Here is a 17,354-nt window from a genome sequence, read left to right as displayed (position 1 = left end):
GGGTTTCTCCTATTCTTTAAGCGTATTTCCGGTGTTGTGATAGATCAGCTCCAGCATGGAGCGGAGGTCTTCCAGCTGCTCTGGGCGGAGTCCATTAACAGCTGTTGTAATCATCTGTTGCTCTAGAGAAACCGTTCGCTCAATCAATGACTTGCCTGTCTCAGTCGCATAGAGCTGGAAGGCACGCCGGTCGGTGGGGCTCATGGTCTTGTGTATGAAGCCTTTCTTCTGCAGCAGTTCAACAATGCGGGCGGTAGTCGGCTGGTCCTTGGCGGCCGCAGTTGCAACCTCTTTCTGGTTAATGCCTTCACGGTTACAGATCATCAGCAGGATAGACCACTGCTCCGGAGTGATGTCATAAGGCTTAAGGACACGGGCAAATGCATTGGATATCCTCCGGTGTGTAGAGCCGAGAAGAAATCCGAGGAAATCTTGTGGTGAAGAAAAGGGCATGATTACTCATCCTTTCACAAATACTTGTCATAACAATTATATTCAAGACATCTATATATGTCAATGTACAACAAAAAAGCCTCTCCCCGCATCTGCGGAAAAAGGCTGGTAATGTATTGGTAATGGGTGCTTAAACTTGCGGAACTTTCTCCCAGTCTTTCAGGAAACGCTCGATACCGCTGTCGGTCAGTGGATGCTTCCAGAGAGAAGGCAGGAGGGAGCCCGGAATTGTTGCAATGTGCGCACCTGCAATTGCTGCCTGCTCCACATGTGCAATGTTGCGGATACTTGCAGCGATGATTTCCGATTGAAGTCCGTAGTTGGTCAGGATGGTCTTCAAATCCGAGATCAGCTTCATGCCGTCAACACCGATATCATCCAGACGTCCAACAAACGGGCTGATATAGGTAGCGCCGGCTTTGGCGGCCATCAGTCCCTGGGCTGCCGAGAAGATGAGGGTTACGTTCGTTTTAATGCCTTTTTTGGTTAATTCATAACAAGCTTCCAGACCATCTTCAGTCATCGGCAGCTTGATAACCACGTTAGGTGCCCATTCAGCGATTTCGTAAGCTTCCTTCAACATTTCTTCGGCTTTCAGACCGATGACCTCAGCGCTGACAGGGCCTGGTACAATCGCAACGATTTCTTTGATAACATCTTTGAACAGTCTGCCTTCTTTGGCGATAAGCGACGGATTTGTCGTTACGCCATCCACTAATCCGAGGCGGGTAATACGTTTGATTTCTTCAATATTTCCGGTATCCAAGAAAAATTTCATTTCGTGGTATCCTCCCTTGGTTTGATATGGATTGACAAACATTTTTGCACCACTTCATTATGAATCATGGTGCTGGAAGTTTCAACTGTTAATATGAATATTTCAAAATAACTTTATAGAATTTCAGGTAAAATGTTAATTCAGCGCGCTGTGCCCATTCCCTGACACGTTCGTCACGTGATAATATAGAAGCGGTGTTGCCCATATCGCCGAAAGGGCAGGTGTCAGATATGTTTATAGTATATGCAGGGGTTGTCGCCTTTCTTTTATTTGCTGCCGGAATCATTGCTTTCCAGAACAGCAGGCTGGTTGCCCAGCAGGAAGCGGATGAATCTGCAGGACGCATCAGCAGTTTAATGTATTCTGTCTATCATCAGTCCTTTTCATACAATGATGAGCGGCCGGAAGCGGTTCCTTTGTTTCAATTTAGCGTTCGTTCACTTCTGGAGGGGCAGCTTGCAGGCGGAGAAGTCGACAAGACGATAGCCCTGTGCCGGGTTCCTGCAGGAGGCGGGGAAATGGCACTCTCTGACGCTCAGAGCTGGATGCTGGGCAATATCCGGCAGTCTTCTCTGCGGGGCGAGCAGATCCAGGCGGATTCTTTTACGGACAACGCATTGAGCAATGGGGAGAAAGAGATGATCCTCCGTTTGGAATCGGCTGTGAAGGAGGAGACCGCAGATGCAAATCATCATTAACCATGTAGCCATTTCCACCCGGCAGGGTGACATTACCGCCTGGCAGGGAGACATGATTGTAAATGCTTCGAATTCGGGCCTTTTTGGCGGTGGTGGTGTGGACGGCGCGATTCACCGGGCTGGCGGACCGCAAATAGCTGAGGCATGTGCAGAGATCCGTCACAAGCAAGGCGGTATCCTTCCAGGTGAAGCTGCGGTGACCAATGCGGGAAATCTGCCTTTCTTGGGGATCATACATACGGTAGGGCCGATATGGAAAGGCGGAGCTGCGGGAGAAGCTGCAATTCTGGCCAAATGCTATTCGAGCAGTCTGGAGGCAGCCTGTAGACGGGGGGCGGTAAGTGTTGCTTTTCCCAACATCAGCACTGGGGTCTACAATTTCCCCAAAGTCCTGGCTTGCCAGACTGCGCTGAATTCTGTCATTGAGTATATAAAGGAACGCGATTCCGGTGGACTGCCGCTGAAACGGATAGAATTCATCTGCTATGAGAAGGATAATGCCCAATTATACGAGGAAATGCTTCATGGCTTTGCCTGAATTGCGTTATCACGTTCCTGTGCTAATATGAAAATCACAAGCTGCAACTATATAGATAAAAGTACATTCCAATGGGATGAGAGTGAGGAATCAGAAATGTGTTCTAATATTGGAGTGAACTTTGTTGTAGTTGATCCCGAGAATAAGGATTTGAGGGCGTTAATTGACCGTCTGGATGTTGAACTGAAATCAAGGTATCCGCATGAGACGATCTACGTGGTGGACTTCTCTGACCCCAAGGTGCGGGAAATGACCTTCGTGGTGGCTTATGCCGGGGACAAGCCGGTAGGCTGCGGGGGCCTGCGTCCACTGGCTGAAGATTCTTCCAGTATGGAACTCAAGCGGTTCTATGTAGATCCGGATACCCGCCAGCAAGGGATAGCAAACCGTATGCTGCTGGATTTGGAACAAAGGGCTGCAGCAGCGGGCTGCAGAGAAATCCGGCTGGAGACAGGCATCAAGCAGCCGGAAGCCATTGCGCTGTATGAGAAGAACGGCTACCGGCCCATTGATTTGTTTGGACCCTATATTGGTGATCCTGACAGTCTTTGTTACGGCAAAATTTTGTCTTAATCCAAGTTTATGCGTGGTACTTGCCGGCCGGTGCATCCAGCACCCACTCCAGCATCAGGATCATATCCTCAACCCGGCTCAGCTGGGCATTCAGCGGTTCCCGCTGGGGGCTGCCATCCGGCAGCGGTGTCAGCCGGGATTCCACGGATCTTTTCTGCAGGGTCAATTCGTTAATTTTGGATTGGATCTGATGTTCGGTTCTCATGCTGGGAGCCTCCTGGCGGTGATGATTTGATGGTACTTCAAAACTATTATAACGGATACATGGGGGTATTAAAAATGAGTATCAATGTGAAGCAGCTAGCGGCAGAAAAGGCAGTAGAGTATGTTAAGGACGGAATGAGAGTCGGACTCGGAACAGGTTCTACAGCTTACTGGGCCATCCGGAAGCTCGGTGAGCGGGTAAAGGAAGGGCTGCAGATCACTGCCGTTGCCACTTCGGTTGCCTCAGAGGAACAGGCACGTGAGCTCGGGATCCCTCTGGTCGGTTTCGGCGATATCGAGAGTCTTGATCTCACCATCGACGGTGCGGATGAGCTGAACCATGATCTGGAGCTCATTAAGGGCGGCGGAGGTGCGCTGCTTCGTGAGAAGATCGTAGCCCGCAATAGTACACGGATGATTGTGGTGGCTGACGAGAGCAAAGCTGTTCATACGCTAGGTAAATTTCCATTGCCGGTGGAGATCGTTCCATTCGCCTGGGAGTGGACCGTGGCTGCGCTGGCCAAGCTGGGCTGCACACCAGAGCTCCGGCGGAGCGGGGATGCCCTGTACAAGACTGACAACGGAAATTACATTGCGGATTGCCGTTTCGGGTCCATTGCCTCAGCTGCTGAACTCGCGGATTCCCTTCAGAATATTACAGGGGTAGTGGAACATGGCCTCTTTATTGGCATCGCCGCTGTGGCGATTGTCGGCAAACCGGACGGGAGCATTGAAGTCATTGAGCGCGGGCAAGGCGAGTAACAAAGGTAAGAAAGGTAAGCACAGCAGCACCGGCCAGAGCAGCAGGAAAAGGCACATGCCACCTCAAGCGGAGGGAATAGCCAAGGCGCTCCTCATGATTCTGTTTATTGGATATAGTGCCGCCCTGGTATACTGGATGTTCCTTGGATTTGGACGAACGGTTCACACAGAAGGGCCTTTCCGGTATAACCTGGAGCTGTTTCGTACTATAAAGTTGTATTTTGATCTAGAGAACGGAGTTTCTTTGACAGGAAGGGTTATCAATATACTGGGCAATGTAATTGTATTTGCGCCATTTGGCTTTCTTCTACCGTTGCTGAAGCGGAATTTGTACGCTGTCATTCGGCTGCTCATGGTCTCTGCAGCAGGCATACTGCTCTTAGAAACCATGCAAATGCTGCTGCGTGCGGACAGCTTCGATATTGATGATGTGTTGCTGAACCTTGCGGGAGTATTAAGCGGGTACATATTGCTTCGGATTGTGTATTTTAGAAGAAAGTAAAAATGTAATCAGAGGTTCTTATAGCAGGATTAAGTGAATGTACGGAGAGGAGAACAAAACTAATGCTGATAGATTTGAAGCAGCGTATAGATACAGAAGAAGTGAAGGAGCTGCTGGCTTATGCCGTGATTGATGAACCGGATGCGCTCTGGCGTACAACGGTGGAATATGGCAGTAAGGCGGCACTTCAGCTCTGCGGCTGGGAAGAGGAAGGATTGCTTGTAGGACTGGTAGGCTTTGAAGAGACTGAGGATGGTTCGCTGGAAATTCGTCATATTGCCGTGCTCCCGGAAAACCGGGGTAAAGGCTATGCGCGGGGAATTATTCTGGAGCTGCTGTCAGCCCGCAATCCGCGGTATCTGCTTGCTGAGACAGAGGATGAGATTGCCGCAGACTTTTACCGGAATCTGGGCTTTATGGTCTACAGTCTTGGGGAGAATCCTGCAGGCATTGAAATGTTCCGCTGTGTGTATGAAGTAGAAGAAGCTGAGGATGAGGAGTAATTCTGCAGACTTCCGTATTTTATCATTCAGGTACTTACTAAGCATGGGTATGAGCCATTCCGCATATGAATTGCGGGGTGGCTTTTTTTGCAGTACAAATCTTTTGCGGGGATCTGATTCGTGATATTGACTTTTTAGGTTGCCAATCATATAGTTTTACTGTAAAACTATTCTATACACGAACTATTATCAGGGCTAGGAGGTTGGGATTTTGAAGCTTGAGGCGGAGCAATGGATTAACCGCTATGTGGATGCATATATGGTAGTGACCCGGCAGATCAACGCGCAAATTAGAGACAGTATGGCAGAAGGATTAACCAACGATCAATTTCTCATCATGCGTCTGATTAAGAGCCAGGATCTCTGTACTTCCACTTATTTAGCAGAAGCAGTAGCTGTGGGGAAGAGTTCCATCACTGCAATAATTAATAGACTGGTTGAAGCCGGATTTATTGACCGGACCCGGGATGAGAATGACCGCCGCCAAGTCTATTTGTCACTTACAAACAAAGGAAGAGAAACCTATTCTACCGCTGAAAAGCAGGTACATGAGGTGATTTCCCCTTATTTCTCGCATTTTGAGGAACGGGATATCGAGAAATTCATCACAATGTTTGAAAAGCTGGCATTTTTGATGCAGGATACAGGAGGTAGAAACAATTGAAGACCATACTTAAAGCAAGATGGGCCATTATAGCTGTATGGCTCGCCGTGGCGGTTCTGTTATTTTTGACAGCTCCGGGCATGTCAGATCTGGTACGCGAGAAGGGGCAGATTTCCGTTCCGGACGGCTACTCCTCTACAAGGGCCTCGGAGATTATGAAGGAAGTGGCCGATGCCAAAGGCGGAGAGACGCTGCATCAGGTAGCACTTGTCTTCAACAAACCCGGCGGACTTTCCGCTGAAGACACAGAGAGCATTAAGCAAGGTGTCGGGAAGCTCACCGCTCAAAAAGACTCGCTGAATATTGACTCCATCACCGACCCGTTTTCGCAGCCGGAATTGAAGGACACCCTGATTGCCAAAGACGGAAAAACGGTGATGACAGCGCTCATGGTAAGTGGCAGGGGGGAAGCCGTCAAGCAACTGCCGGATAAAGTGAATGCACTGCTAAGTGGTGTCAGCGCCGGTCACTACTTGACGAGTGAAGGACTGATTACAGAGGATACCATTGCCAGCTCGGAAGCAGGGTTGAAGAAATCGGAATACATTACCGTTATCTTCATTTTGCTGATTCTGTTTGTAGTCTTCCGTTCGTTTGTTGCACCATTTGTGCCGCTGCTCACTGTGGGGCTCAGTTATATTGTATCTCAATCCATTGTAGCGTTTCTTGTGGACCGCTTTGATTTTCCATTATCGACCTTTACGCAGATATTCATGGTTGCCGTCATGTTCGGGATCGGGACGGATTACTGCATATTACTGATCAGCCGCTTCAAGGAAGAGCTGGCTTCTGCTGAGGATACCAAAAGTGCAATTATTTCAACTTACCGAAAAGCAGGCGGCACAGTATTCTACTCCGGTCTTGCTGTATTCGTCGGCTTCCTGGCGATCGGACTGTCCAAGTTCGTGCTCTACCGTTCAGCGGTAGCGGTGGCCGTAGGAATCGCCGTGATGCTGCTGGCACTCGTGACAGTCGTCCCCTTCTTCATGGCAGTGCTTGGCAAAAGACTGTTCTGGCCATCAAGCAGCAAGCTTGCGCACAGTGAGAGCCGGATTTGGGGGGCAGCAGGTTCCTTTTCCCTCAAAAGACCTTGGGCAGCTTTGTTGATTGTAGCGGCGATCGTATTACCATTCCTGTTGACTTACACTGGCAAACTGTCCTTTAACAGCATGAATGAGATTGGTTCAAACTACGATTCGGTCAAGGGCTTTAACATTATTTCTGAGAGCTTCGGCCCCGGGGAATCTATGCCCGGCAAGATCGTTATTAAGAATGACGACCGTATGGACACCCCGGAATATATAGGGCTTGCGGAGAAAATTAGCCGTGAGCTGGAAAAGGTGGAAGGTGTCAAATCGGTACGCAGTATGTCGCGTCCGACCGGCGAACAGATCAATGACTTTTTGATTCCGACGCAGGTGGCAACTCTAACCGATGGTCTTAGCCAGAGCAATCAAGGACTGACCAAGATACAGTCGGGGCTGGAGAAAGCGAGTAAGCAGCTCAGTGACAATGAGCCGAAGCTGAATGAAGCTGTATCAGGAAGCGCGAAGCTGACACAAGGCACAGCCGCGCTGAGAAAAGGCATTGATGCTCTGGGAGACGGATTGTTGCGCATCGAAAACGGTATAAAGAGCGGCTCTTCGGGAGCCGGTGAGATCAAAGCCGGGCTGGCCCAGGCGGCAGCCAGTGCCAAGCAGTTAGCCGATGCCAATGCATCGCTGCTCGCGGGCTACAAGAAAATCGGGGCAGGACTGACGGCGCTGGATGGCGGACTTGGACAGCTCCAAACCCAGCTTCAAGGCGTGGCAAAGGCACTGGGCGGTTTGGGTGCATCTTTCACCGGTCTGGAAGCTGCTCATCCGGATCTCCTGCAGGATGTGAATTATCAGACGATCAAAGGCACTGTAACACAGACTGGTGCAGGAACAGCTCAGCTCGCAGAGGGCCTAGGCCAGATTACGGGGCAGTTGAAAGGAGCCGCAGCGGGCCTGAATGAGGCCAATACGGGATATGCCAAAGCGGCAGCCGGACAGACTGCGCTGGCGCAGGGTCTCGATAAGCTGGTGGCTGGAATCGGCCAGCTGCAATCAGGACTCAATCAGGCAGCAGCCGGACAAGGACAGATCGTGGATAAGATTCCTTCCATTACAAGCGGTTTGGATCAGCTGCAGGGTGGCCAACAACAGCTGGCAGACGGCTTCGGCCAGCTTACAGGACAAATCAGCCAATTGACCGATGGGCTGAGCGACAGTGCGGACGGCCTGAAGCAGATTACAGGCGGACTTGATTCTGCACAGGATTACCTTAAGCAGATTCAAGATGCCAAGGATGATGAGCTGAGCGGGTTCTTAGTACCGGCTGAGGCGCTTAAGTCTGATGGCATGCGGCAGGTGTTTGATAATTATCTGTCTGGAGACCGTAAGGTGATGACACTGGATGTAGTGTTTGCTGCCAATCCATACAGTGCGAAGGCGATAGACAGTATGGGGGATGTTCAGGCAGCTGTAGACCGCGCCGTCATAGGTACAAAGCTGGAAAATGCTGAAACGGCCATCAGCGGAGTAACCAGTACCTATAGTGATTTGCAGAAAATTTCGAATGAGGATTATACACGGACGGTTGTCCTTATGCTATGCGGGATCTTCATCATACTGGTAGTTTTGCTTCGTTCGATTATTATGCCGCTGTATCTGATTCTTTCACTAGTCATCACATACTTTACAGCGCTCGGGGTGACCGAGGCGATTTTTGTACATTTGCTGAATTATTCAGGAATCACCTGGACGACGCCATTCTTCAGCTTTGTGATGCTGATTGCGCTGGGTGTGGACTATAGCATTTTCCTCATGGCCCGATTCAATGAGAACAAAACCTGGGATGTACGTGAAGCGATCCTGCACGCAATGCGTAACATGGGTACAGTTATCCTGTCTGCGGTAGTGATTTTAGGCGGCACCTTCGCCTCGATGTACCCGTCGGGAGTACTGTCAATGATGCAGATTGCAACCGTAGTCCTGTCGGGTCTTGCCCTGTACGCGCTGGTGTTTCTGCCGTTCTTCGTACCGGTGATGGTACGGATGTTCGGCCGGGCCAACTGGTGGCCGTTCAGCGGGTCCGCTTCAGATGACAAACCCAAATCGCTGGATATGTAAAAACTTTATCTGAGTTGTAGTTTGAACTCCAAAAAAACCTCCGCTGCACATTACCTGTGCTGGCAGGAGGTTTTTTCGTTGATGTATGTAGCAGCTGAACTAACGCATTTTTGCGAAATAACTGCGCAGCGCCCATCTGCGTTCCTGGCGTTTTTTGTATTTGGGGAGCGAGCGGTAAATAGCTGTTGATTCGGCAAAAGCACGTTTGGCATCGTCAACTCTGCCCAGTGCCTTGTACATCGAACCTGCAAGATAATAGGCTTCGCTGGAGGAGGATTGGATCTCTTGAAACTGGGTTACATAGTGCAAGGCTTTGTCATGGTCGGTATTGCGGAAGGTTTCGGCGAGACGGAGATAAGGCTGTCCGTATTGGGCCTTGCGGTTGATCTCCAGGCCTTGCAGCATCTGAGCTTCGCCTTCGGGCAGGAGACCCAGCTTCAAATTTGCATAGCCGAGCTCAACCCAATATTCGGCAGATTGCTCGTAGCGGTCAGCGATTTGTACAAGCAGTTCCTTGGATTCACTGTAACGCTTGCGCTCAATCAGCAACCGTGCCAAATCGAACTTGGCTGACACATCATTGGGATTGAGTGAAATGGTCGTCCGCAGTCTGGACATTTGGCGGCTCCGGCGGAAGGGTTTGGAGATGCTTGGGAATATACCGACGTATCGGCGGTCCAGAAAATACAGGATAACGAGCAGAAGGATAAGTGCCAGAAAAGGGTTGCCCACCAGGCGGTACAGCAGCAAAAAACCAAGAATTTTAAACATGAATTCCCTCCGTTATATTGGTGTTTCCGAACTCATTTCTATAGAAGACTGCAGAGCAGGGTAATTATACCATATCAGCCTATATTTCTGATTGTAATTTTTTGAACAGAACGAGCACAACTTTTGCGGACTGGACTGCGTATATAGACTATATTATACAAAAGATACCAATCTGCTTGAGAAGAAAGGCAGGATTGCCATGAATATATTTTTCCGGAAAATCCGACTTTTAGGTATGCTATCAACAATTGCTGTAACTGCAGTAACTGGAGTATTTGGATTACCTTCTATTCACGTAACTGCCTCCGGTTCAACTTCAACTTCTGATTCGGCAGCAGTGGCAAACAGCACCGTTTCAGCAGCTTCCAAACTGCCAGGGATTCAACAAATCGTAGCATCTGCAGGGTTCTGGGGCGGAAGTTCATTTGCACTTGGCAAGGATGGTTCCGTATGGGTTTGGGGCAGCAATGTATATGGCCAATTCGCAAATGGCACTGCCGGGCCTCAGGGCTGGACTATAACTCCACACCGTATTGAGGCGCTGGACCATACCCGGCAGCTATTGATTGGATATGGATATTATCTGGCGCTGAGAGAAGAGGGAACGGTGACGGTGTGGGGGGCTTATGCCAAGGATGATAACATTTCGGTTAACCAGCAAAGTGAGGTTCAGCAGCCGCAGACCATTCCCGGGTTAGCTGACGTCATTAAAATCACCTCCTGCTCAGGGGGCATGCTGGCTCTGAAGAAAGACGGCACATTAATGCAGTGGACAGCTCCGGACAGAACGGCTGCAGGCTATGCTGTAATTCCTCCGGCAAATCCCGTTAAGGGTATAAGCGGTGTGAAAGATATCGCAGGGGGTGCTTTTCAAGCGGCACTCAAGGATAATGGCACTCTGTGGGTGTGGCAATCGGCTTCAGGAGTAGCACCCGGCAAGGCGTTGCCTCTGTCGCCAACTCCAGTAAGTAATCTGTATCATGTGAAATCCATTGTGATGAATGGGGATAGCCTGCTTGCATTGACAGAAAGCGGGACGGTGTGGGGGAGCGTGGATGGCGACGTCCATGATCTATCCAAGCTAGTTGTGAAGAAAATGGCCGGATTAACCGGTATTGTCACCATAGATACAGGAAATGGCTTCAATGTTGTCCGCAGCAAAAAAGGAGAATATTGGCTGTGGTCATCTGGAACGGATTTGAACTCCTTACAAAAGGTTACTTCTCTTAACGGTCTCGCGAAGCTTAGTTTGGGGTTAGACGGGTTTGTTGGAGTGAAGAAGGATGGTACCGTCTGGACCTGGGGTGAAAACTATGCAACAGATCCCAAGCTGACGTTCACAACCCCTAAGCAAATCAAAGGTCTTCAATCTCCGGTATCCATCACTTCAGGGGAGAACAGCAGATACGCGGTACTCAAGGACGGAACTGCAGTAGCCTGGGGAACGAACATGTTCGGCCAGCTAGGCATCAGTGTGCTCGAATCACGGCCGTTCAGGCTGTCGCCGATTCTAAAGCCGATTAACCTAGTCGTTAACGGAAAGCCTCTGGAAGCCGAGCAGCCGCCGATCTATGTAAATGGAAGATTGATGCTGCCGGTCCGTGCCGTATCGGAGAGTCTGGGCTATACGGTTACTTGGGATGCAGGCACAAAGCTTACGAGAAACGGCAAGTCTCTGCTGATCCGGGAGAGCCAGATCCAGTTAGCTGGCGGAAAAAGTATGACAATGACCCCGCCTCCGGTAAAAGTCAGCTATACAGAGCTGGTCCCGGCCTCTGCACTGATCCATGCTCTTGGACTTTCGGTGACTTGGGAGGGGAAGAGTTCTATCCTCACTATACGGGAAGCTGACAATACGGATTGAACCGCCGGATAACCCATACGGGAACAGACTCGTTTCAGAGACAGTCAAGCTGACTGTAAGGCTAAATTGACAGTCAAAGCCTTAAGTCTTAAGCTGGGGTTGTATCTGCTGATTAGCACAGGGATTTTCTGTGTTCAGTCTGCACATCAGATCGTACTCTATCTATGGGAGAAGGATGATTCATGGAATCAGGATGGGCAACTGCCGGCTTACGTCCTTTGGGGCAATCCGCGTTATTGGTGTCACCGCTTGGACTGGGATGCTGGCAATTCAGCCGGGGCAAAGGCATTGTCGGGAAGTATTGGAGTAATCTGGAGGATGCGGATATTCTGGAAATTGTCCGGGTAAGTCTGGAAGGCGGCATGAATTGGGTTGATACTGCAGAGATTTATGGCGGCGGAAAATCGGAGGAAGCTCTGGCTCATGTGTTGGATCAGATGAAGAGGGAGAACAGCCCCCATGCCACGCCTCTGATTGCAACCAAATGGTGGCCGCTGTTCCGCACCGCTAATTCCATTACTTCCACGATTGATGAACGGCTTCGCTGCCTTGGCGGGCGGGATATCGATTTGTACCAGATTCATCAGCCCTTTTCCCTCTCTTCGATCGCCAGTGAGATGAAAGCGATGGCCGGTCTTGTGCAAGCTGGTAAGATCCGTAACATCGGGGTGAGCAACTATTCGGCGAAACAGATGACAGAGGCCCACCGGCTGCTCCGCCAATATGGCTTGAACCTTGTCTCCAACCAAGTGAAATACAATCTGCTGGACCGAAAAATAGACCGGAATGGAACGATGGCGGCGGCTAAAGAGCTTGGGATTTCGATTATCGCCTACTCCCCGCTGCAGCAAGGCATCCTGACCGGACGCTTCCACCAGGACCCTGCGCAGATCCAGGCAATATCACGTATGCGAAAATTGCAGTCCGGCCTGGATGACAAAGGGCTGGCCCGCAGTAAGCCATTAATAGAGAGCCTGAAGGGATTAGCTGAGAAGTATGGAGTGACTCCTGGTCAAATTGCCCTTAACTGGCTGATATATTACAACGGGGACACGGTAGTTGCTATTCCAGGGGCTTCCAAGGTCCGTCATGCACGGGAGAATATTGGAGCCATGAGCTTCCGTCTTGAGCAAGGCGAGCTTGATCATCTGAACGAAGTCTCCTGGTCAGCTCAGAAATAATGAACCTAAATGTGTATAGGCCTCTTACTATTGAAACTTGTTCAACCTCCATTCCGCTTAGCGGATACGGAGGTTTTTATTTTTTTTATCTTCATGTGCAATAAAACTGTTTAGGATTGGAAGGTACGGGTTAAATAAGGGATAAGATGATGCGCAGATACGCAAATATGGTCGAACCTATTCAAGGAGGTTGAACTTAAATGAGTATGACAGTACATAATCTTATGGCCTATAATCATCAATATTTCAGACCTCAACCTGTGGCTGATCCGAAGCCGCAAAGGTCCGATGACAAAACACTCAGCTTTCAGGATATTCTGAGCGAGAAAATGAAGGCGAATGGCGGGTTGAAGAAATAACTGTAGCAGTCCAGCAAACCTATAACGTTTAAAAAGATAGGGGCTGTCCCATAAGTAGAATTTTCTACGAGTGGGAAAGTTCATTTTAAAAAATCGTAAAACGAAAGAAGAGCAGTGATTCTTCCACTACTGGAGAATTGCTGCTCTTCGTTTTTGGTCTTTGGTTGCTTGCTCCAGCAGAGTGTAGGCGTAGACGATGATTTTCTGGAATATCTTCTTTCTGGTCCACTCTCCAAGCAAAGTTGGTCCATGGTATATTGAATGTACAAAAGAAACCTATCCTTGATTTAAAATGGTTGTGTGCACTTCCATTTTACCAAAGAAAGGTTTCTTTATTTATGATTTTAGAAGGATTGCAGATAGGGTTCCCACTTAAACAGCGGAGAGAACGGAATGATTGTGGAAAAGCGAAGCGTTCGCCTTGGTCTCCGGATTTTCACCGCTAAGGGGAATGAAAAAAATCTGGAGACCACAGCGATTGGAACAACGTTTCGTTCGCGGAGCGTCCTCACCTAGCGCAACCGTCTATCCAACTCTTGAAACAAAGAGCGTACCACCATTTCATGGCTTATGCGACAGCTCTTTTGTGCATAATCAAATGTGAATTTGTTAAAGCGGCTAAGGTCTAACCTCAAAGAACTGGCAGCTCCTGCGGGAATAATAGGTTAAGTCGCTGACCCGGGATTGAATCACAACATCCGAATCGGTGAAGCGGACGACGGTCGCTCCGGAATTCACCAGATGGTCATCCTCGAAGACCCGAACCGGCAGTTTGCGGTCAACGGCTTCCTGAAGATCGTTGTCGGTCAGCAAAGGGCGGTTGATAGGCATGATAATACTCTCCTTTTGTAAAATATAAGGATCTGGATGGGGGAAGGATGGAAATAAAAATAGTATACCTGTGTGCAGCACATAAATCCAGAGTGAGCACAAAGGTGAATAACCACTATCGTAAATATTTCCACCATAAATCGGAAGTTTGCCTCCTCAAAAAACCGGATTGCCTACTGTACACTAAATCTTGTAAGAGAAACCTTTGAAAGGGGTACAGAGGAATGAGAAAAGCAAAGCACCTGGCAGTGTCACTTGCCGCCGTTCTGCTAGTAGGTTCACTGGCAGGATGCGGAGGGAACAACAAAGCCGGGAACGACACCAAAAAAGAAAATGCAGGTAACAACGCGGCAAGTACAAATGCTCCGGCAACCGAAAAGGCTGCAGATCCTGCTGAAAAAATTGAGCTCTCCTTCTGGACGCTTGGCAATGTCAACTATGAAGAGCTGGCGAACCAATACACGAAGGATCATCCGAACATTACCATTAAGGTTCAGAACACCGGTGACCAGACCGCTCACCACAACAACCTGACGACAGCATTGTCTGCGGGTTCGGGAGCACCTGATATTTTTCAACTTGAAATCGGTTTCATGGAACGTTTCCTGGGGGCTCAGGATAAATTCTACAACTTGAACGATTATGGTGCGAAGGATATTCAAGCCAATTATCTGGACTGGAAATGGAAACAAGCCTCTTCTGTGGATAGCAGCTTCCAATTGGGTCTTCCAACAGATATCGGACCTACCGTTGTATACTACCGCACGGACTTGGCAAAGGCTGCCGGGTTACCGGATGATCCTGACGGCTTCGGCGCTGCTATTGATACCTGGGATAAGTTCGCTACGGTAGCTAAAGCGTTCAAAGACAAAACCGGCAAGCCGTTTGTGGATCTGACGGATCTGACTTATAACGCTCTGCGCGATCAGTCCGCTGACGAAATTTACTTCAGCAAAGCTGACGGCAAATTCATCGGCGACACGAATCCGCAGGTGAAGAAAGCTTATGATTTCACGGTTAAGGGCATTCAGGAAGGCTGGATCAGCAATGTAATGCTGTGGTCCCCTGAGTGGGGTCAAGGTATGAGTGACGGTTCCTTTGCAGTGGTTATGGGACCTGCATGGATGGCTGGCAACATAAAGAGCAACGCACCGGATTCCTCCGGCAAATGGAAAATCACCCAGCTTCCTGAAGGCGCAGGCAACTGGGGCGGATCGTTCATCACCCTGCCAAAGGAAGGCAAGCATCCTAAGGAAGCTTATGACTTTATCCAATGGCTGGTCAATAAAGACAACCAGCTCGAATCGTTCAAGACCAAGGGTCTGATGCCTTCCATTCCTGCACTGTATGAAGATCCTGCATTTAAGGACTTCAAGGATGATTTCTTTGGCGGCCAGCAGACTGCGGTTGAATTCGGTAAATCAGCAAACCGCGTAAAACCTGTCTACTACGGTCCTCTGCATGACCAGACCGATACGTTCTTCAAGAACGCCTTGAAAAACGTGTTGGAGAAGAAAGCCGATCCGGCCAAAGAGTGGGATGAAGCTGTGAAACAGGCGAAGACTCTGGCAGAACGCGGCTAAGTCTTTCAATGAAGTTGTCATGACTGTCCGGATTCATGGGGTGCAGTATCCTCCTTGAATCCGGATTTAAAAACGTTATATTCCCTGGAGGTGTGACATGGCTGAGCCCGTACTCGCGAGTCCACATGCCGAGAGCAAACGCCCTTTTTTAACTGAACAAAGACGGAGCCGCATTACTGCATATACCTTTATTTCTCCTTTCTTTATTCTGTTCTCGATATTTGGACTGTACCCGATCTTTTTCACGATTTATTTATCCTTTTTCAAGTGGGATGCACTGGGTCCCATGAAGTATGTCGGCATGAAAAACTATGATCTGGTGACGAGCGACCCCACCTTCTGGATCTCTTTCACCAACACGCTCATTATGGGACTTATGGGAACAGTGCCGCAGATTATTCTGGCGCTGCTGCTGGCCGTACTCCTGCATTCAGGGATGACCCGGTTCAAAAAAACATTCCGCATTCTCTATTTTATGCCGAACATCACTTCTATCGTTGCCGTTACGCTGGTATTCAGCACACTGTTCGGCAATAACGGGATGATCAACTGGATGCTGAATGGACTGGGCTTAGACAGCGTAGCCTTCAACTCCGGGTGGTGGGGCGTCAAAATTGCCATTTCCTCGATGGTCATGTGGCGCTGGACGGGCTACAACGCGATTATCTTCCTCTCCGGTCTACAGAGTATTCCGATGGATCTGTATGAAGCGGCCCGTATCGACGGAGCCAGCAGAAGACAGCAGCTTACGTTCATTACTCTGCCGCTGCTGCGTCCGTTCATTATTTTTGTTACCCTGCTCTCAACGATTGGCGCCCTGCAGCTCTTCACAGAGCCATATGTATTCCTGGGCCAATCCGGAACCGGCTCGACACGGCAGGAAGGGATTACAATGGTGACCTATCTATATAGTGAAGCCTTCCGTAATGGATTCTTCGGTACGGCGGCGGCTACGGCAGTTCTGCTGTTCCTCGTCACGATTATTTTCTCTTTGCTTAATATGCTGGTCTCAAGCCGCATGGGTGGAGATACAGGAGGGAAAAAAGCGTGAGTACACTGCGTATGTTCAAAAAAAATCCGGATGATCTCGGTCTTTTCGGCAAATTCTGGTTCTATGTTTTGTTAATTCTCGGGGCGCTGGTATCCATCTTTCCGTTTTACTGGATGTTTGTGGTGGGGACCAATGACAAAGGTGCTGTCTTTCATGTGCCGCCGCTGCTGACTATCGGAGATCAGTTCATCGACAACTTCAAGCGTGTACTGGATAAAGCGGATTTCTTCCAGGCGCTGGGTAACTCTCTGTTTGTTTCGTCGATGGTGACGATCTCGGTCGTGTTCTTCTGCACGCTGGCCGGCTATGCGTTTGCCAAATATGAGTTTCCGTTCAAAAATGTACTGTTCTATTTTGTCATTGCCACCCTGTTTGTACCGCAGCAACTGGGTGTATTGCCAACCTACGTGATTATGGCAAAGCTGCACTGGATCGACAGCTTCAAAGCACTGATTGTGCCGGCGATGGTTAATGCATTTGGGATTTTCTGGATGCGTCAGTACATTTCTACAGCCGTACATACGGAGCTGATTGAAGCCGGCCGCATTGACGGCGGGGGGCATTTCCGCATCTTTTGGAACATTGCAATTCCGGTCATTACACCGGCCATGGCTACACTTGGCATTCTGAACTTCATGACCGTGTGGAATGATTTCTTCTGGCCTCTCGTCGTTCTGAAGAATAAAGAGCATTATACCATTCAGATTGCCCTCCAGCAGCTGTTTACCACACGTGACGGTCTGGATTATGGAATGATTATGTCCGCCACTTTCACCGCAACGCTGCCGCTGCTGGTTGTGTTCCTGCTCTTTAGCCGGTGGGTCATTGCCGGACTGACTTCGGGTGCAATCAAGAGCTAACAGGAAAAAAGGATTGCCGTGAAG

General features: G+C 49.3%; 19 protein-coding genes. 14 read left to right on the top strand and 5 right to left on the bottom strand.

Annotated elements, in window-relative coordinates; genetic code table 11:
* Positions 1 to 9 precede the first annotated feature (9 nt).
* Both A3842_RS17190 and fsa read right to left on the bottom strand, forming a co-directional pair.
* A complete protein-coding gene (locus A3842_RS17190) occupies positions 10 to 453 on the bottom strand; it encodes a MarR family winged helix-turn-helix transcriptional regulator (protein ID WP_074102190.1) in 444 nt (147 codons plus the stop codon).
* 130 nt (positions 454 to 583) lie between these two features.
* A complete protein-coding gene (gene fsa / locus A3842_RS17185) occupies positions 584 to 1,231 on the bottom strand; it encodes a fructose-6-phosphate aldolase (protein WP_074088639.1) in 648 nt (215 codons plus the stop codon).
* A 230-nt stretch (positions 1,232 to 1,461) separates the two neighbouring features.
* On the opposite strand from fsa, the gene A3842_RS17180 reads away from it, so the two are divergent.
* The 3 genes from A3842_RS17180 to A3842_RS17170 all read left to right on the top strand — a co-directional run bounded on the left by A3842_RS17180 (position 1,462) and on the right by A3842_RS17170 (position 3,040).
* Complete coding sequence (locus A3842_RS17180) at positions 1,462 to 1,929, top strand: hypothetical protein (RefSeq protein ID WP_074088640.1); 468 nt, start codon at positions 1,462 to 1,464, stop codon at positions 1,927 to 1,929.
* Positions 1,913 to 2,467: a macro domain-containing protein gene (locus A3842_RS17175; RefSeq protein ID WP_074102189.1), complete on the top strand. Its 555-nt coding sequence runs from the start codon at positions 1,913 to 1,915 to the stop codon at positions 2,465 to 2,467. The genes A3842_RS17180 and A3842_RS17175 overlap by 17 nt, the downstream gene beginning before the upstream one ends.
* A gap of 96 nt (positions 2,468 to 2,563) precedes the next feature.
* Positions 2,564 to 3,040, top strand: a complete 477-nt coding sequence (locus tag A3842_RS17170) for a GNAT family N-acetyltransferase (RefSeq protein ID WP_083606644.1) — start codon at positions 2,564 to 2,566, stop codon at positions 3,038 to 3,040.
* 7 nt (positions 3,041 to 3,047) lie between these two features.
* On the opposite strand, the gene A3842_RS17165 is transcribed toward A3842_RS17170, so the two are convergent.
* The gene (locus A3842_RS17165) at positions 3,048 to 3,245 is read right to left on the bottom strand and encodes a hypothetical protein (protein WP_074088642.1); all 198 of its coding nucleotides are present in this window, start codon (positions 3,243 to 3,245) and stop codon (positions 3,048 to 3,050) included.
* A 74-nt stretch (positions 3,246 to 3,319) separates the two neighbouring features.
* On the opposite strand from A3842_RS17165, the gene rpiA reads away from it, so the two are divergent.
* The 5 genes from rpiA (at position 3,320) to A3842_RS17140 (ending at position 8,830) form a co-directional block, all read left to right on the top strand.
* The gene (gene rpiA / locus A3842_RS17160) at positions 3,320 to 4,006 is read left to right on the top strand and encodes a ribose-5-phosphate isomerase RpiA (RefSeq protein ID WP_074102188.1); all 687 of its coding nucleotides are present in this window, start codon (positions 3,320 to 3,322) and stop codon (positions 4,004 to 4,006) included.
* A gap of 55 nt (positions 4,007 to 4,061) precedes the next feature.
* Positions 4,062 to 4,508: a VanZ family protein gene (locus A3842_RS17155; RefSeq protein ID WP_074102203.1), complete on the top strand. Its 447-nt coding sequence runs from the start codon at positions 4,062 to 4,064 to the stop codon at positions 4,506 to 4,508.
* A 62-nt stretch (positions 4,509 to 4,570) separates the two neighbouring features.
* Entirely contained in the window at positions 4,571 to 5,011 is a 441-nt protein-coding gene (locus tag A3842_RS17150) for a GNAT family N-acetyltransferase (RefSeq protein ID WP_074102187.1), read from the top strand.
* A 211-nt stretch (positions 5,012 to 5,222) separates the two neighbouring features.
* Positions 5,223 to 5,675, top strand: coding sequence for a MarR family winged helix-turn-helix transcriptional regulator (locus tag A3842_RS17145; RefSeq protein WP_143186307.1), 453 nt, complete (start codon positions 5,223 to 5,225; stop codon positions 5,673 to 5,675).
* Complete coding sequence (locus A3842_RS17140; protein ID WP_074102186.1) at positions 5,672 to 8,830, top strand: MMPL family transporter; 3,159 nt, start codon at positions 5,672 to 5,674, stop codon at positions 8,828 to 8,830. Before A3842_RS17145 ends, A3842_RS17140 begins: the two co-directional genes overlap by 4 nt.
* A 99-nt stretch (positions 8,831 to 8,929) precedes the next feature.
* Here the strand turns inward: A3842_RS17140 and A3842_RS17135 are convergent, their stop codons facing one another.
* On the bottom strand, positions 8,930 to 9,601 hold the full coding sequence (locus A3842_RS17135) for a tetratricopeptide repeat protein (RefSeq protein ID WP_074088646.1): 672 nt from the start codon (positions 9,599 to 9,601) through the stop codon (positions 8,930 to 8,932).
* Between the two features lie 235 nt (positions 9,602 to 9,836).
* On the opposite strand from A3842_RS17135, the gene A3842_RS17130 reads away from it, so the two are divergent.
* The 3 genes from A3842_RS17130 to A3842_RS32590 all read left to right on the top strand — a co-directional run bounded on the left by A3842_RS17130 (position 9,837) and on the right by A3842_RS32590 (position 13,005).
* A complete protein-coding gene (locus A3842_RS17130; RefSeq protein ID WP_178382366.1) occupies positions 9,837 to 11,465 on the top strand; it encodes a stalk domain-containing protein in 1,629 nt (542 codons plus the stop codon).
* A 182-nt stretch (positions 11,466 to 11,647) separates the two neighbouring features.
* Positions 11,648 to 12,646 (top strand): aldo/keto reductase, encoded by a 999-nt coding sequence (locus A3842_RS17125; RefSeq protein ID WP_074088648.1) that lies wholly within the window; start codon positions 11,648 to 11,650, stop codon positions 12,644 to 12,646.
* Positions 12,647 to 12,846: 200 nt separating this feature from the next.
* Positions 12,847 to 13,005 carry a hypothetical protein gene (locus A3842_RS32590; RefSeq protein ID WP_167374618.1) on the top strand — a complete coding sequence of 53 codons (159 nt, stop codon included), beginning with the start codon at positions 12,847 to 12,849 and terminating at the stop codon, positions 13,003 to 13,005.
* Between the two features lie 618 nt (positions 13,006 to 13,623).
* On the opposite strand, the gene A3842_RS17120 is transcribed toward A3842_RS32590, so the two are convergent.
* Positions 13,624 to 13,836: a hypothetical protein gene (locus tag A3842_RS17120; protein WP_074088649.1), complete on the bottom strand. Its 213-nt coding sequence runs from the start codon at positions 13,834 to 13,836 to the stop codon at positions 13,624 to 13,626.
* Between the two features lie 224 nt (positions 13,837 to 14,060).
* On the opposite strand from A3842_RS17120, the gene A3842_RS17115 reads away from it, so the two are divergent.
* The 3 genes from A3842_RS17115 to A3842_RS17105 all read left to right on the top strand — a co-directional run bounded on the left by A3842_RS17115 (position 14,061) and on the right by A3842_RS17105 (position 17,330).
* Positions 14,061 to 15,419: an ABC transporter substrate-binding protein gene (locus A3842_RS17115; RefSeq protein ID WP_074102184.1), complete on the top strand. Its 1,359-nt coding sequence runs from the start codon at positions 14,061 to 14,063 to the stop codon at positions 15,417 to 15,419.
* Positions 15,420 to 15,516: 97 nt separating this feature from the next.
* A complete protein-coding gene (locus A3842_RS17110; protein ID WP_074088651.1) occupies positions 15,517 to 16,470 on the top strand; it encodes a carbohydrate ABC transporter permease in 954 nt (317 codons plus the stop codon).
* An 11-nt stretch (positions 16,471 to 16,481) separates the two neighbouring features.
* Complete coding sequence (locus tag A3842_RS17105; protein WP_371916007.1) at positions 16,482 to 17,330, top strand: carbohydrate ABC transporter permease; 849 nt, start codon at positions 16,482 to 16,484, stop codon at positions 17,328 to 17,330.
* The last annotated feature ends 24 nt before the right edge of the window (positions 17,331 to 17,354 follow it).

This window comes from Paenibacillus sp. P3E (genome assembly GCF_001909045.1).
Lineage (GTDB): Bacteria > Bacillota > Bacilli > Paenibacillales > Paenibacillaceae > Paenibacillus_AQ > Paenibacillus_AQ helianthi.
This window is presented reverse-complemented; position numbering and strand designations above follow the sequence as displayed.